Annotated in this window: 16 protein-coding genes; 11 read left to right on the forward strand and 5 right to left on the reverse strand. The window is 41.3% G+C overall.

Annotation, left to right across the window (positions count from 1 at the left end; translation table 11 throughout):
• Positions 1–125 precede the first annotated feature (125 nt).
• Together E0D70_RS10845 and E0D70_RS10850 are read right to left on the reverse strand one after the other, a co-directional pair.
• Entirely contained in the window at positions 126–821 is a 696-nt protein-coding gene (locus E0D70_RS10845) for a ChrR family anti-sigma-E factor (protein WP_133012311.1), read from the reverse strand.
• Between the two features lie 5 nt (positions 822–826).
• Positions 827–1,402 carry a sigma-70 family RNA polymerase sigma factor gene (locus E0D70_RS10850; RefSeq protein ID WP_133012312.1) on the reverse strand — a complete coding sequence of 192 codons (576 nt, stop codon included), beginning with the start codon at positions 1,400–1,402 and terminating at the stop codon, positions 827–829.
• A gap of 272 nt (positions 1,403–1,674) precedes the next feature.
• On the opposite strand from E0D70_RS10850, the gene E0D70_RS10855 reads away from it, so the two are divergent.
• The 9 genes from E0D70_RS10855 (at position 1,675) to E0D70_RS10895 (ending at position 8,531) form a co-directional block, all read left to right on the forward strand.
• A complete protein-coding gene (locus E0D70_RS10855; protein ID WP_133012313.1) occupies positions 1,675–2,106 on the forward strand; it encodes a nuclear transport factor 2 family protein in 432 nt (143 codons plus the stop codon).
• 11 nt (positions 2,107–2,117) lie between these two features.
• The gene (locus E0D70_RS10860; protein ID WP_133012314.1) at positions 2,118–2,864 is read left to right on the forward strand and encodes an SDR family NAD(P)-dependent oxidoreductase; all 747 of its coding nucleotides are present in this window, start codon (positions 2,118–2,120) and stop codon (positions 2,862–2,864) included.
• 52 nt (positions 2,865–2,916) lie between these two features.
• Positions 2,917–4,170, forward strand: coding sequence for an NAD(P)/FAD-dependent oxidoreductase (locus tag E0D70_RS10865; protein WP_133012315.1), 1,254 nt, complete (start codon positions 2,917–2,919; stop codon positions 4,168–4,170).
• The gene (locus tag E0D70_RS10870) at positions 4,161–4,961 is read left to right on the forward strand and encodes a DUF1365 domain-containing protein (protein ID WP_133012316.1); all 801 of its coding nucleotides are present in this window, start codon (positions 4,161–4,163) and stop codon (positions 4,959–4,961) included. Before E0D70_RS10865 ends, E0D70_RS10870 begins: the two co-directional genes overlap by 10 nt.
• Before the next feature lie 22 nt (positions 4,962–4,983).
• Positions 4,984–6,258: an SAM-dependent methyltransferase gene (locus E0D70_RS10875; protein WP_133012317.1), complete on the forward strand. Its 1,275-nt coding sequence runs from the start codon at positions 4,984–4,986 to the stop codon at positions 6,256–6,258.
• A 9-nt stretch (positions 6,259–6,267) separates the two neighbouring features.
• A complete protein-coding gene (locus E0D70_RS10880) occupies positions 6,268–6,792 on the forward strand; it encodes a DUF2878 domain-containing protein (RefSeq protein ID WP_133012318.1) in 525 nt (174 codons plus the stop codon).
• Positions 6,789–7,523 carry a hypothetical protein gene (locus E0D70_RS10885; protein ID WP_133012319.1) on the forward strand — a complete coding sequence of 245 codons (735 nt, stop codon included), beginning with the start codon at positions 6,789–6,791 and terminating at the stop codon, positions 7,521–7,523. The genes E0D70_RS10880 and E0D70_RS10885 overlap by 4 nt, the downstream gene beginning before the upstream one ends.
• A 20-nt stretch (positions 7,524–7,543) precedes the next feature.
• Positions 7,544–8,098 carry a DUF3833 domain-containing protein gene (locus E0D70_RS10890; RefSeq protein WP_240537068.1) on the forward strand — a complete coding sequence of 185 codons (555 nt, stop codon included), beginning with the start codon at positions 7,544–7,546 and terminating at the stop codon, positions 8,096–8,098.
• A gap of 82 nt (positions 8,099–8,180) precedes the next feature.
• Positions 8,181–8,531, forward strand: coding sequence for a DUF6164 family protein (locus E0D70_RS10895; protein ID WP_133012320.1), 351 nt, complete (start codon positions 8,181–8,183; stop codon positions 8,529–8,531).
• Positions 8,532–8,606: 75 nt separating this feature from the next.
• Here E0D70_RS10895 and E0D70_RS10900 read toward each other — a convergent pair whose 3' ends face one another.
• Positions 8,607–9,578 carry a DMT family transporter gene (locus tag E0D70_RS10900; RefSeq protein WP_133012321.1) on the reverse strand — a complete coding sequence of 324 codons (972 nt, stop codon included), beginning with the start codon at positions 9,576–9,578 and terminating at the stop codon, positions 8,607–8,609.
• A gap of 109 nt (positions 9,579–9,687) precedes the next feature.
• Between E0D70_RS10900 and E0D70_RS10905 the strand changes: the two genes are divergently transcribed.
• Positions 9,688–10,626 carry a LysR family transcriptional regulator gene (locus E0D70_RS10905; protein ID WP_133012322.1) on the forward strand — a complete coding sequence of 313 codons (939 nt, stop codon included), beginning with the start codon at positions 9,688–9,690 and terminating at the stop codon, positions 10,624–10,626.
• Between the two features lie 72 nt (positions 10,627–10,698).
• Entirely contained in the window at positions 10,699–11,694 is a 996-nt protein-coding gene (gene rlmF, locus E0D70_RS10910) for a 23S rRNA (adenine(1618)-N(6))-methyltransferase RlmF (RefSeq protein ID WP_133012323.1), read from the forward strand.
• Between the two features lie 42 nt (positions 11,695–11,736).
• On the opposite strand, the gene E0D70_RS10915 is transcribed toward rlmF, so the two are convergent.
• Both E0D70_RS10915 and E0D70_RS10920 read right to left on the reverse strand, forming a co-directional pair.
• Positions 11,737–12,474, reverse strand: coding sequence for a FadR/GntR family transcriptional regulator (locus E0D70_RS10915; RefSeq protein WP_133012324.1), 738 nt, complete (start codon positions 12,472–12,474; stop codon positions 11,737–11,739).
• A gap of 449 nt (positions 12,475–12,923) precedes the next feature.
• Positions 12,924–14,456 carry an aldehyde dehydrogenase (NADP(+)) gene (locus tag E0D70_RS10920; protein ID WP_133012325.1) on the reverse strand — a complete coding sequence of 511 codons (1,533 nt, stop codon included), beginning with the start codon at positions 14,454–14,456 and terminating at the stop codon, positions 12,924–12,926.
• Positions 14,457–14,476: the final 20 nt, after the last annotated feature.

Here is a 14,476-nt window from a genome sequence, read left to right on the forward strand (position 1 = left end):
ATTAAGTCCTTATCGTTAGTTGAACAAGGACTGTACCATATTTTCAAAAATATTTCTTGTTGTAGCCTATCTTCGGAAAAACGGTCGTCATCTTTCAATATCTTAAAAAAGCATTCTCTCTGTTTTTACTGAGTTTGTGGGTGATAGCGACGCATAATAGGATTGAAGAAACGAGTAAGCCAACCCGTAAACTCAATTGGCGCATCCAGTACTGTTAAGCAGATACATTCAGCGTCTTTCGTTACCATTGGCTTATGTTTGTGGCTCGCATTACGGCTGACAAAGTCACCACGGCCATACACTCCTTTTTCATCAGAAAATGCGCCTTCCAATACCAATGTGATTTCTTCACCGGCATGAGTGTGCGTTGGAATATGTGCACCGGCCTTGATGCGAGTAAGAGAAACCTGAATACCATCTTCGTCGCACAAAGTGGCGATTTTGACAGATGGCGATAACTTCATCCAAGACAGTTCATCGTAATTGTTTGGCACAAACTGGCGTAGGCTTGCAGGGATTTTGTAGTCGTCAAACCAGTTCTTTACTGATTTTTGCTTGTTTTCAGCCAGAGTTTCACTTGTTCTATCTTGTTCTTCTTCCGTTAATTTTTCGAAAAAAGACTGCTTTAGAAAAGACAGCGATTGATTTTCAGGGGCTGTTTGGGTAAATAAATTTGCCCCTAATACTTCAAGTTTACGAACGTGTTGCTGACATTCCGAGCAATGCTCTAAATGTGTAGAAACAGACAAAGAATATGCCAATGCCAGTGAGCCTGCAGCGTAGTCAGTCAGCATTTCAATGCTTGGATGATGGTTAAGCATGGTGACTACCTCTTAATGTAAATAGTGAGTTTGTGAAGTGCTAGGCGAACTCGAGATTTTATTGTCCCAAGAGGTAGCGATAATTCTTCTGCTGCTTCTTTATGTGTTTTGCCTTCTAAATACACTTTATATAATACCTGTTTCTGATCCTGTGGCAGTTTATCTAACCCATCTTTAATGCGTTCTTGATCTCGTTGGTGCTGAGCATCTTTGAATGGATCTGCATTTTCATCGACGATGCTCTGGAAAAGATAGTCAGGATCAATGTTGGTTTGATGACGGCTATTTTTACGAAAATAATCAATCCGAGCATTCCTTGCCAAGGTAAATACCCACGTATTTAGTGATGCTGCTTCTGGCTTGTAGGTATGTGCTTTTCGCCAAATTCTAATCATGACTTCTTGAGCAATATCATCTGCCATTAGGTTTGCGCCAGGCTGAGCCGCGAGACAAAAGGCTCTGATTTTAGGCACATAGTGATCGAATAACCGAGTTAAGGCTACTTGATCGCGATGTTCAGCGACGGCAAACATATCTTGCACTAGTTGGTCATCAGGTTGTGTCTGTTTGGCACGCTCCATTTATGACTCCATAAAAAGCTAAGTGGTGATGGCTCAATGCTTGCTAGCCGTCAATTACGTTATGGTATCTATACGCTAGGCTAAGCATAGTAGATCACTTCTTTCTTGAGAATATTTCTACACATCAAATAAAGGTTGGATGGTGTTAACAGAATCAAAAAGTGATCCAAGGCGCTGATGAGTGCGTTTAATACAAAACAGGACAATGAACTGATGAGTCTCTTGGTACAGTGAATTGTTACGATATTTTGTTAGCTACGGTGGAAGCCTAAATGGATTCTCAAGACAGATTGATAGAAGCCTTCAAAGCATTCTATCAGGATATTAAGCACATCCCATTGTCGAAAATAGATGAGCTCTATGCAGACAATATTATTTTTAAAGACCCAGTGCAGGAAGTCAGAAGCATTGAGCAGCTTCATGCCTACATGTCGGATTTATGTACGGATGTTAATAGTGGTCGCTTTGAATACCTAGATCAAATGGTGAGTGATAACTGCGCTTACATTAAATGGAATATGCATTTTAAGCACCCTAAGCTAGGTAATAAAACATTGACGGTACGTGGTATTAGTCAGATCCAATTCAATGACCGTATTTATTACCACGAAGACGTCTACGACCTAGGGCAAATGCTGTACGAACATGTTCCTTTATTGGGGTGTGTTGTTAAGGGGTTAAAAAAACGTTTAGCGGTGCAATAAGGAGCGTGACAATGGATGCTGGTAAGCAAAAAAAAGTCATTTGGATTACGGGTGCTAGCTCAGGAATTGGCTTTTCCCTTGTTGAGCGTTATTTAGCACGCGGTTATCACGTGCTTGCTAGTGCTCGAACAGAAGGCAAGTTAGTCGATTTTATTACCAATGAAGCGCTTATCTTCATTCCTTATGATGTGACAGATGACACTCAAATTGACTCTGTTCGTGATCTCTTGCTGCAACACACACCCCACCTAGACTGCGTTATTTTGAATGCCGGAAACTGTGAGTATTTGGATATTAACAACCCAGACTGGAGCATGATGAAGCGTGTCATGTCGGTTAATTACTTTGGCCTAGTGAACAGTGTTGAGGTCTGTCTGCCGTTACTCAAAAAAGCGCAACAACCTCATCTTGTCGGCGTCAGTTCTCAAGCGGTACAAGCGGCCTTTACCCAAGCTGAAGCTTATGGGGCAAGCAAGGCAGCGGTGCGTTATTTCTTATCATCATTACGAGTGGACTTACTGTCTTCTAATATTGATGTGACGTGTATTTTACCGGGTTTTGTTGATACGCCATTAACTCAAAAAAATACGTTTTCTATGCCATTTTTGATGTCATCAGAGCAGGCTGCCGTCCGCATAGAAGCGGCTATTGAAAAGCGGCCTTACGAATACGCTTTTCCTAAACGATTAACCGCCATGCTTTGGGTCGCCAAGCAGTTTCCAAAGCGCTGGGCAGCAATGACAGCGCCTAAATATTAAATTGATAGCGTACGCTTTTTTAATGAGATAGGCGTACTCAAGGGGACAATGAGTGAAAATTGCCATTATTGGATCAGGGATTTCCGGTTTAACCAGCGCATATTTATTGCAGCGTAAGCATGACATTACTGTTTTTGAATCCGCCCCTCGAATCGGTGGACATACGGCGACCGTGCAAGTTCAAGAGGGGCAAAAACAGCGTGCTATTGATACGGGTTTTATCGTATTCAATGATTGGACGTACCCACATTTTATTCGCTTAATGGATGAATTAGGTGTGTTGTCTACACCAACCGAGATGAGCTTTAGTGTGAGTTGTAAGCGAACCGGTTTGGAGTACGGTGGCAACAATCTCAATACTTTATTTGCACAGCGACGAAATCTGTTCAACTTGCCGTATTTGGGCATGCTGAAAGACATTATGCGATTTAACAAAGAGGCGATTCGAGACTTAGAAAGTGGTGAGCTTGAAGAGGGATTGTCACTAGGCAATTACCTCGCTAAGAAAAACTACGGCTCGCGTTTTGCTAGCCATTATTTAATTCCCATGGGCAGCGCTATTTGGTCAGCAACGCTTGAGGAAATGATGGATTTTCCGTTAGTTTTCTTTGTACGTTTTTTCAAAAACCATGGTCTGTTGAGCGTTAATGATCGGCCACAATGGCGAGTCATAAAAGGAGGCTCTTCTGCGTATTTGATGCCGTTAGTCAGATTGTTCCAAGAAAAAATTCGATTGAACAGCAAAATTAAAAAAGTGAAACGATTGTCTGATTCCGTGGAATTGCATTTTGAACAGGGTGTTATTGAGACGTATGACCAAGTGGTGTTTGCTTGTCATAGTAATGAGGCTTTAGCGTTATTGAGTGACGCAAGTGAAGACGAACAGGCTATTTTGTCGGCGATTCCATACCGTAACAACGATGTGGTGCTTCATACGGATGATAAGTTACTGCCGAAAACTAAATTAGCTTGGTCAAGCTGGAATTACCATTTAGGTAAAGATCAAACAAAGCCTGCGGCCTTAAGCTATAACATGAATATTTTGCAGAACTTCACCAGCGAAACAACGTATGTCGTCACGCTTAATCAGACAGAAACGATTGACCCAAGCAAAATTATTGGCCGCTATCAATATGCTCATCCTACCTTCACATTAGAAGGTATTGCCGCCCAGAATCGCTGGCAAGACATTAATGGCGTTAATAATACTTGGTTCTGTGGGGCTTATTGGCGTAATGGCTTTCATGAAGATGGTTGTTGGAGTGGCGTGCGCGTTGCGAATGGTTTGGGGGTTCAATGGAAGTAGCTCAAAAGTCCGTACAGGGTGATAAATATCATAGCGCTATTTACCATGGCGTCGTGCGCCATCGTCGCTTCTCACCGAAAGAGCATGGCTTTCGTTACCGAGTTTTTATGATGTATTTTGATCTGGACGAATTGGATCAAATTCTGACGCTTAGTCCTTGGTGGTCGAAAAAGGCGTTTCGTTTAGCCAGATTTAAGCGACAAGATTATTTTGGTGATGAGGTGGTGCCTTTAAAAGAGGCGGTGTTGGCGAAAGTAAATAAAGAGCTGAAGACGAATTTAACCGGTCCCGTAAGAGTGCTGACAAACTGTCGATATTTTGGCTTTATTATTAATCCAATTACTATTTATTACTGCTTTGACGAACACGAGCAGCTTAACGCTATGCTGCTAGAAGTGACTAATACTCCTTGGAAAGAGCGTGTTACTTATGTGCTTTCGTGTGATCCAACTCGCCATCGTCAACGTATTATTTTTAATAAGGAGATGCATGTCTCGCCATTTCATCCAATGAATCATTTTTATGATTGGCGCAGTACGACACCAGGCAAAAAACTGGCGGTTCATATGCAGAATAAAGAACAAGACGACCCAGAGCGTTGTGTATTCGATGCAACCTTGTCGTTAACGCGGACTTCTATTTCTCGTGCTTCATTGGCTAAGGTGCTGTTCAGTTATCCGGTTATGACAATGAAAGTTGTCGCGGGGATTTATTGGCAAGCCTTAGCATTGTGGTTGAAAAAAGTGCCATTTTATTCGCATCCAGACACTGAATCTTCCAACATTAAATAATAAAACATAGGGGCATGATTGAATGAACTCAGTCAGTATAAATAATCAGAAAGTTGGCAAGAGCCGTCGCGGAGAGTGGTTCGATAGCATGGCTAAACGCGTGGTATTTAAGATGTTAAAAAAGCTCGAAATAGGGCATTTAACATTAGAAGACCAAGGCCAGTTACATGAATTCGGTGCACCTAAAAGCACCGCCAGTCATCATGCGCATATTCAAATACACAACAATGGCGCTTATCGGGATATATTTTTAAACAGCAGTATTGGCTCAGGCGAAGCGTACATGAAAGGCTGGTGGACATCGCCAGATATAGTCGCTGTTATTCGTCTGATGGTGGCCAATTTAAACGTGATCAACAGTATGGATGCTAAGCGTCCTATCTGGAGTCGTATCGGCGCTAAAATTGCTCATAAGCTCAATGCTAATAGTCAGCGTGGTTCAAAGAAAAATATTTCTGCCCATTACGATTTAGGCAACGACTTTTTCTCATTGTTTCTTGATCCAACCATGATGTATTCCGCTGCAGTCTACCCAGAAGATAATGCCTCTTTAGAAATCGCATCGGTGAATAAACTGGACCGGATTTGTCAGAAATTACAATTATCAAAAAAAGATCACTTATTAGAAATCGGCACTGGCTGGGGAGGCATGGCAATACATGCGGCTCAGAATTATGGCTGTCAGGTAACGACAACCACTATTTCTAAAGAGCAATATGACTTTGCCAAAGCTCGAGTGGAAGAAGCAGGTTTGAGTGACAAAATCACACTCTTGCTAGAAGATTACCGTGATTTGACCGGTGAGTATGACAAACTTGTTTCGATTGAAATGATTGAAGCGGTGGGTCACGAATACTATGACAGTTATTTTAGTAAATGCAGTCAGTTGCTGAAACCGCATGGGGTGATGGTTATTCAAGCGATTACGATTGCGGATCAGCGTTACGATTATGCTCGTGGTTCAGTGGATTTTATTCAACGTTATATTTTTCCTGGTGGTTGTTTGCCTTCCAATCAAGTTATCGCACAAAAAATTGCCCAAAAAACCGATATGCAAATTGTTGGTTTGGAAGATATTACTGAACATTATGCTAAAACATTAGCCGATTGGCGGACGCGTTTTCATGCGGCTCGTTTAGATGTTACCAATATGGGTTTTGATGATGTTTTTTGCCGTATGTGGGATTTCTACCTGGCGTATTGTGAAGGTGGGTTTAAAGAGCGCGCTATCAGCACTGGGCAATTTATTTTTGCAAAACCTGAGCATCGGTTTGCTTTAGCGTCTGTGCATCAATAAGGAATAGAAATGAAATCCTTGATTAATGCGGTGTTATTTCAAGGTGTTTGGTTTAGCTGCGTCCTCGGCGGTAGTTATGTGGCTTTGCCTGTAACGTTAGTGTATTTATTTTTGCACTATCATTACTTTATGCATAAGCGTGCTGAGTGGCGTTTGGTGTTACTGTTTTTCCTCTTGGGTGTTCTGGTTGACGGGGCTTTTTTCCGTCTCGGTATTTTTACGATTCCGGCAGACATGCAACATTTTGGCAATCTTCCACCGATATGGTTGTTATGTCTGTGGATATCCGTTGCCACCTTATTTGCCCATAGCTTGGCTTTCTTAAGAACCCGGTATGGCTTGAGTGCTTTACTGGGTTTTATTGGACCAACTTTTAGTTACATTGCTGGAACAAAGCTTACGGACATTTCGTTAGCCGAACCCATTTGGCTTTCTTTATTTGTCATTGCTTTAGCTTGGGCACTAATCCTGCCAATTAGCGTGTACTATTGTGAAAAATGGGCTCTGTATTCGAAAGAGGATAAGCAATTATGATCAAGCAATCTATTACCCGTAAGCCAGTACTCCCTTTGTTGGTTGCCTTTATTCTAGGTGCAACATTTAGCCAAATAGCATCAGCGGAAGAAAGCTTTAATAAGGTAGTGGGTACCGCTTACAGTGTAAAAACAGGGGCGTTGCTGTATCGAGAAACGCACACAATAGGCGCAAATGGTAAGCACGATGTAGAGTACTCAGAGCCTGATGGTCTGGTCTTTGGGCATAAAGTTATTGATGAGAGCCAATCTAAAATTGCCCCCAGTTTTACTCAAGTAAATGAACGTAATGGAGAAAGAATTGAGGTTAATAGCAACTCAAAAAATATTATTGTTCATTATCAAAAAAACAAAGATGCAAAAGTAAAAACAGCAGATATTCCCTATAAACCAGGCATGATAGTAGACGCTGGTTTTAATGCGTTTGTGAAAGAATATTGGCAGTCTCTAGAAAATGACACAAAAATGGACGTTCAGTTCATTGCTCCTAGTCGCCAATCTACCGTTGGCTTTACTGTGAGTCGAAGCTTATGTAAACCAGATACTCAAAAAGGCGCGGAATGTTTTGCTCTTACGCCAGACTCATGGGTTGTTAGGATGTTAATAGATCCGATTTTATTAGCGTATGACCCAGAGACAAAACGCCTGCTACGTTTTACTGGTCGTGCCAATATTGCAGATAAAAACGGCGATTATAAAGCGGTCGATATTCAGTATCATTATTTTAAGTGATCGGATAGAAGGAAGAGAAAATGGCATTGCTCATGAAACAAATGACGTGGTTAAAAACGCTGGTGTTTGCGAATTTCATTTTGCTGGCTGGCTGCTCGACGCCAGATGTTTCTGAATATGCTAAGAATACACCCAGTTTCGCTTTGTCTAACTTTTTCTCTGGACCTCTCAAAGCTCATGGGATCTTAAAAAATCGCAGTGGTAAAGTGATTCGCTATTTTAATGCTGACCTATATGGTCAGTGGGAAAATGGAGTAGGAACGCTAAAAGAAAACTTCGTGTTTGATGATGGTGAAAAACAGCAGCGTACTTGGGTAATGACGCCAGATGAAAATGGGCATTATACGGCAACAGCTAATGATGTTATTGGTAAGGGCATCATTAGCCAAGCGGGTAATGCTTTGTTTATGAAATACACGCTGCAAGTTCCGTATGACGGTGACCTTTTAGAGGTTAGCGTTGATGATCGAATGTATAGAGTGAACGAGAACGTGGTTATTAATGAATCGGTATTGAGTAAATTTGGTTTTGATGTGGGTTATCTTACTTTAGTTATTGAGAAAGTAGCGGACTAGAAACAAGCCAGACGATTGTATTTCACTAGAGCTTCTCTTATCCTTGCGCCGTTCTCTCCCTCTTGATAGTAAAAGGCGCGTTATGGCTACTCTGGTTTTTCGACTCAAATATGTACCCGATGACGAAGCGGATGATATTCGCCAATTACTATTTGATAACGATATTCCTTTTTACGAAACGTCTGCCGGACGCTGGCAAATATCCTTAGCGGGTATCTGGGTAAAAGATAAAGAGCACGCGACCGCAGCGCGAGCATTAATTCGTGAGGATCAACTCAAACGAATGACGGATCGCAAGCCACCCACCCTTTGGGAATGGCTGGTGGGTTATGTTCAATACGCTCGCCAGAATCCGGCAGAGAGCGTGTTTACCTTATTCGCTATATTGATTGTCTTAAGTTTGTCTTTACTGCCTTTTTTCGCTTGGATTTAAACGCGAAAAGCTCCTATCGAAAATAACCCTCTGACAATGGTTTTATTTAGCAATAACACTCTCTAACATCAGCATTCAAGCCACTTTTAGTGGCTGTTGTTCCATGGCTGCTCGGTGCTTCTTCCTTTGAATAGACGCGCTAATAAATTGCACGCTTATCGCACTAACTACCACCATTAACATTCCAATTAAACTCAAAGCATCTGCATGTGACGATTGGATAATGTCAGGCCAAAATCCCCATGCCACGCAGACTTCCGTCAAAATAAAAGCGGTAACAGGCGTTAATGCAATGGCGGCACTGACTTGCACTGTTTGCCAATAACGTAACGCTTGCGCGAATGCTCCATAAGCGATGAGTGTATTAAGGCAGCAAAACGCCGCCACTATCGCATCGTTAAAAGACATGGACGCTAATTGGCTAGGCGATGAAAAAGGCAGCATCACAACCAAGGCATACCAATAAATCGCCAGTAAAATATTAGAAGGGGCGAGTCTGGTAAATAGCGATTTTTGTAACAGCGCATAGAGAGACCAAGCTAATGCAGATACTTGAATAATGGCAAAACCAATCCAAATATTATTACTTTGCTCACTTGAAAATACAGGGTGAAAAAACACCAACATGCCAATACCAAGCAGAACAAAACAGCCCCATTGCTTGATGTGAATGGCTTCTTTCAAAAAGAAAAGGCCACCTAATGCTAAAAATAGTGGTGCAATTTGAAAGCTTAATTGAGCAGAACCTGGTAATAAAAACTGTAGGCTCCAAGCAAAACACGTGTAGTTGATGATCAAAAATGTCCCAGCAGAAAAAATGCGTAACCAGTCTTTTTTGGCCAATGTTTTGAACTCACCTAACTTCCCACGCTGCCATTGCCATAATCCTAAAATAATTCCTGCAACCGAGAAACGTAACCAAGTCAGGGTGATTGGATCTGAAAAGCCTGAAGACAGCTTTAGTGCAATCGGCAGCATGCCCCAAAAAAATACGGTAACGCCGCTAAAAAAGAGGCCGAATAAGAAAGTTTGTTTTGGCGTTAACATAACGATGATCCTAAGAAAAAGTTATTCCGAACTTGCATCATGGCTTCCCCTTACGATTAAATCCAATGCATAATAGTTCTAACTATTATGCATAAATCGGATTTTACTTATGGTTCCCAGCACGTTACAGCATTTGGATTTGAAATCGTTAACAGGGCTTTTATATTTACTTGAAGAACGCAATGTTGGGCGGGCGGCAGATCGTTTATTTTTGAGTCAATCTGCGATGAGTCGATTGCTAAATCGTTTACGTGATGCGTTCGATGATCCCTTGTTTGTTCGTACCTCAAAAGAGATGGTGCCAACGTCAAAAGCTTTAGCATTAGAGGCGCCTTTGAAGTTGATGTTAGAGCAAATGGCTGGCTTATGGACAGAGTCTGAATTCCAACCGCAAAGTAGCCGTCGTACCTTTCGTATGCAAACAACCCATTATCAAGCACAAGCTTATATGCCTGCGATTGCCGAGCAATTTTATCGAGAAGCCCCATTCGCCTCACTAGAAACGAGCACACTGACGGAAACTAGCTTGCTTAATCAAGCGGAGCACTCTCTCGATGTGGCATTGTGCAGTGATTATATTCAGCTGCCAAACCGCTTTGAGAAAATGCTGTTAGGCCACGAGAAATTCCGTTGCATTATGTCATCTAATCATGAGCTGGCTGACAGAGAAAGCATCACCTTGGATGATTATCTATCCTACTCTCATGTCTTAGTAAACCTAGGTGTAGGAGGGGCTAATCCAATCATTAGTGATGCCTTACTTGGTGATCGTGCGCGCGAACGGCATTTTGCCTTCCGTACGCCTTATATGTTGGCGGCGCTTGAGACTGTGGGTAGAACATCCTTGTTAATGAGTAATAGTGGCTTACTTCCAGAGCGTTTTAGAGAGCAATTTGGTTTGGTAATAAAAGATTTACCAATGGACTTTCCGTTTATTAATTACTACTCAAGCTGGCCAAAATCTGTCGGAAATGATCCAGGTGTTATTTGGTTTAGAGGTATTTGTGAGCGGGTTGTTAAAGACCTAATTCCTTACCCTGCGATTTAGCTCTAAATGCTTGTTAGTCCACCTTAAAGGTAAATTCAGTTATACTGACGTTTTGATAAAATTGACGGCATTATGGCGGCATTGAAAAATAAGCAATCGAAAGGTCAGCGTACTAATAAGCTCGAATTACACCCTCGTAATCCTCATCAGGCGCGTTATGATTTTGCGCTGTTAGCGGATTCATGCCCTGAGCTTTCCCACTATATTAAGCTTAATCAATATGGCAATGAATCAGTTGATTTTGCCAATCCCGCCGCTGTCAAAACATTAAATCGTGCTCTATTAAGCCATTTTTATGGCGTGGCGTTTTGGGATATTCCACCTGGCTATCTGTGCCCACCTATTCCAGGACGAGCAGATTATATTCACTACCTTGCCGATTTATTGGCAAACAGTAATAAAGGTGTGATTCCTAGAGGAAAAAGTGTCAGAGCGCTGGATGTGGGAGTCGGTGCAAATTGTGTTTACCCTATTATTGGTCATCAAGAATATGGCTGGCAGTTCGTTGGCTCAGACGTTAACCCTATTGCCGTGGCAACCTGTGACACCATTATTAAATCAAACGCTTGTTTGAAAGGCGCGGTGAGCGTTCGCTTGCAAAACAATACGGCGACGTTATTTGCTGGTATTTGGAAAGAGCAAGAGCGCTTTGATGTGGTGCTTTGTAACCCTCCATTTCACACTAGTGAAGCTGCTATGCAGGATGAATCAAAACGTAAATGGCGGGGTGTAAAAGGAAAAGAATCTACAAAGTCCACGACCACTAAGCCGGTGCTAAATTTTGGTGGAACTGCGCCTGAACTATGGTGTGACGGTGGCGAAGCGGGTTTTGTCTCACGTATGATTAAAGAGAGTGTTCACTATTCTGATCGCTGTTTTTGGTTTACTTCATTGGTTGCCAGACAAAGTAATCTGGATGCTATTTATCGCACACTAAAAGAAGTGGGAGCACGACAAATAAAAACCATAGAAATGGCGCAAGGGCAAAAAATTAGCCGCTTTGTGGCTTGGAGCTTTTTACAAGACAGCCAAATAGATTACTGGCAAGACAACTACTGGCAGTCTTAATTCCTAATCTACCTGTAGATTAGGAAAATGCAGGAATGGCAACTACAAGTCAGCATGATTAATTGCTTCTATTGTTGTTTTATATACACTTTCTATATGGCTTAACATTGCCTCTTCGGCTTTTTCAGGATTCTTTTCTGAAAGAGCTCTATAAATTTCCATATGCTCTAAATAACTTTTCTCTATTGACCCTTCTTTTCTCATAACCATACGTCGAAAGTTCAAACCATAGCGGTATAAATCTTCTGCATAGCCTACAAGAATAGAGTTCCCAGAGTACTCTGATATTATTTTATGGAAACTCTTATCTGATAACTGAAAGTGAACAGGTTCATCAAAAAGCTTTTTTTGTTGGTCAAGCAAGTTGTTAAGCTCTTTCAGACCTTTTTCATCTATCTTTACAGCTGCACTCCGAGCTATCGCTGACTCAACGACTCTTCTACTTTCAAAAACAGAGTGAACATCATAATTATTTACCTCTATTGAGTTTAGCTCTGGGAGTAATACAAGGCATCGATTAAGAGCCTCTTCATTACGAACGACTCTTGTTTTTGATCCATGTGATACACTAATTAGTCCGTAAGCAGAAATAATAGATAAAGCACCTCTTACAGTTTCCCTACTGACTCCAAACATCCCACCTAATTCTCGCTCAGAAGGTAGAACATCATCATGCTGCAATAAGCCAGTAAATATCATTTCTAAGATCTTACCTGCTAAGACATCTTTTTTAGTTTTATTCTTAAGCGTTTTCTCAAACAAAAAAGCATTATTACTCATTAACACCAACTATATAATTTATTCGCACACTAACCTTTATAGATTAGTCATGAGAAGCAAGTCAAAACCTCGGAAGGTTAATAGACATTGCATAGATTACAAAGGAAACTACGATTAAGAGGTCGCAGAGTGATCAGAGGCTGTTACTCAGCTAAATAGCACAATATGCCACTTTTAATGATGTTCTCTGCCTCTAAAGAAGTCGATTTAGCCTTGTTTAGAGGACTTTAAACGGATTAATTCCTTACGGCTCGTATTATCAGGCCAATTATAAAAACCTTAGCTAAGGCAAACAGCATCGTCAGTTTTTGCTGTCGGCAAAAGAGGGTTAATGTGACATGACCAGACTCAAAAATTTAAAATGAATTGTCTCATGGAAAGAGCTTGTTAGCATCTACCTAAAATTTTTGTGCTAATGGTTACAAAGTAACCATTAGCACAACTAAAAGTTACGTATTGAGTGAGCAACCCGGTAGCAATTCTTGTGGAACGTCTTGATAGCATACAGGTCTCAAAAAACGATCAATTGCTGCCGTACCAACCGAAGTTGTTCGACTATCAGATGTTGCAGGGTATGGTCCTCCGTGTACCATTGAGCTACAGACTTCAACACCTGTTCCGAACCCATTAAATAGAACCCTGCCTACCTTAAGTTCAAGATCTTTTAGGAGTCTGCTAGCCAACACCTCATCACCTTCACTTATATGTATCGCGCCAGTAAGCTGACCTTCCAAAGAGTCTGTCACGTTAAGAACTTCATCAAAATCCTTGCAGCGAAGAATTAATGTGGCCGCACCAAAAATCTCATTTGAAAGTTCTTGTTGCTCGATAAAATCTGCTGCTTTTGCTTCAAACAAAGTTGGTGAACACTGACTTTCACCTTCACCAGTTTCACCTCGTGCTATTAATGAAACGGATTTATTCTCTATAAGCTGCTTTACCCCATGTTGAAAGGCGTTATGAATACCTTCAGTTAGCATGGTTTGGCTTGTTGAACCTTCAATTAATGATTTAGATTCTTTAATAAAAGATTCGAGGCCATCACTATCGATAGCTAAAATTAATCCAGGACTTGTACAAAATTGCCCAGCCCCCATTGTCTGCGCTGTAACAAAGTTTTTTGCGATATTTTTAGCATTATGATCAAGTGCCTTAGGTAACAAATAAACAGGGTTGATACTGCTCATCTCTGCGTATACAGGAATTGGTTCTTTTCTCTGTTGTGCTAAGGTAGTGAGTGCTGTACCACCAGAACGAGAACCGGTAAAACCAACGGCTTTTATACGATGATCTTTGACAAGTGCCGAGCCGATTTCATTTCCTGATCCATAAAGCATAGAGAATACACCTTCTGGCATCCCTGTAGTCTTAGCTGCATCTTGAACTGCTAAAGCAACTAATTCAGAAGTACCTGGATGAGCTGAATGAGCTTTAACGATTACAGGTGCTCCAGCAGCTAAAGCGGATGCTGTATCCCCACCAGCCACAGAAAAAGCCAAAGGAAAATTACTAGCACCAAAGATGGTTACAGGACCTAAAGCAATTTTTTGATAACGTAAATCTGATCTTGGCAATGGCTTTCTGTCGGGCATTGCTTCATCAATTCGAATATCTAAGTACTTTCCTTCTAGAACAACTGATGCAAATAATCTCAGCTGACTACATGTGCGAGCACGCTCTCCTTCAAGCCTTGCTTTTGGCAAACCTGTTTCTAACATTGCTCGACTTATTAGAACTTCGCCCAACCCTTCTATATTAGAAGCAATAGCATTTAAGAAACTTGCTCTTTCTTTGAGCGTTGAATGCCTATAATCTTTAAAGGCAGACCAAGCTAAACTACAAGCTTTATCTACAAGTTCGACATTTGCAGATGCAAAACCTGGTTCGATGTTCTGACCAGTATAAGGGTTTTTAGCTTTGATGGATGCGCCGCTACCTTTAACTTTTTTAAAACCAATAATCATATTTCCATTAATTTTCATATATTCCTCCACGCAATTAA

Origin of the sequence: Marinomonas flavescens (assembly GCF_004352835.1) — a bacterium.
GTDB classification, from domain to species: domain Bacteria; phylum Pseudomonadota; class Gammaproteobacteria; order Pseudomonadales; family Marinomonadaceae; genus Marinomonas; species Marinomonas flavescens.

Coding starts and splice junctions, on each gene's coding strand:
- E0D70_RS10845 (WP_133012311.1), bottom strand. CDS start 821: ATGCTTAACCATCATCCAAGCATTGAAATGCTGACTGACTACGCTGCA.
- rlmF (WP_133012323.1), top strand. CDS start 10,699: ATGGCGGCATTGAAAAATAAGCAATCGAAAGGTCAGCGTACTAATAAG.
- E0D70_RS10895 (WP_133012320.1), top strand. CDS start 8,181: ATGGCTACTCTGGTTTTTCGACTCAAATATGTACCCGATGACGAAGCG.
- E0D70_RS10860 (WP_133012314.1), top strand. CDS start 2,118: ATGGATGCTGGTAAGCAAAAAAAAGTCATTTGGATTACGGGTGCTAGC.
- E0D70_RS10885 (WP_133012319.1), top strand. CDS start 6,789: ATGATCAAGCAATCTATTACCCGTAAGCCAGTACTCCCTTTGTTGGTT.
- E0D70_RS10850 (WP_133012312.1), bottom strand. CDS start 1,402: ATGGAGCGTGCCAAACAGACACAACCTGATGACCAACTAGTGCAAGAT.
- E0D70_RS10855 (WP_133012313.1), top strand. CDS start 1,675: ATGGATTCTCAAGACAGATTGATAGAAGCCTTCAAAGCATTCTATCAG.
- E0D70_RS10915 (WP_133012324.1), bottom strand. CDS start 12,474: ATGAGTAATAATGCTTTTTTGTTTGAGAAAACGCTTAAGAATAAAACT.
- E0D70_RS10875 (WP_133012317.1), top strand. CDS start 4,984: ATGAACTCAGTCAGTATAAATAATCAGAAAGTTGGCAAGAGCCGTCGC.
- E0D70_RS10900 (WP_133012321.1), bottom strand. CDS start 9,578: ATGTTAACGCCAAAACAAACTTTCTTATTCGGCCTCTTTTTTAGCGGC.
- E0D70_RS10905 (WP_133012322.1), top strand. CDS start 9,688: ATGGTTCCCAGCACGTTACAGCATTTGGATTTGAAATCGTTAACAGGG.
- E0D70_RS10870 (WP_133012316.1), top strand. CDS start 4,161: ATGGAAGTAGCTCAAAAGTCCGTACAGGGTGATAAATATCATAGCGCT.
- E0D70_RS10920 (WP_133012325.1), bottom strand. CDS start 14,456: ATGAAAATTAATGGAAATATGATTATTGGTTTTAAAAAAGTTAAAGGT.
- E0D70_RS10880 (WP_133012318.1), top strand. CDS start 6,268: ATGAAATCCTTGATTAATGCGGTGTTATTTCAAGGTGTTTGGTTTAGC.
- E0D70_RS10890 (WP_240537068.1), top strand. CDS start 7,544: ATGGCATTGCTCATGAAACAAATGACGTGGTTAAAAACGCTGGTGTTT.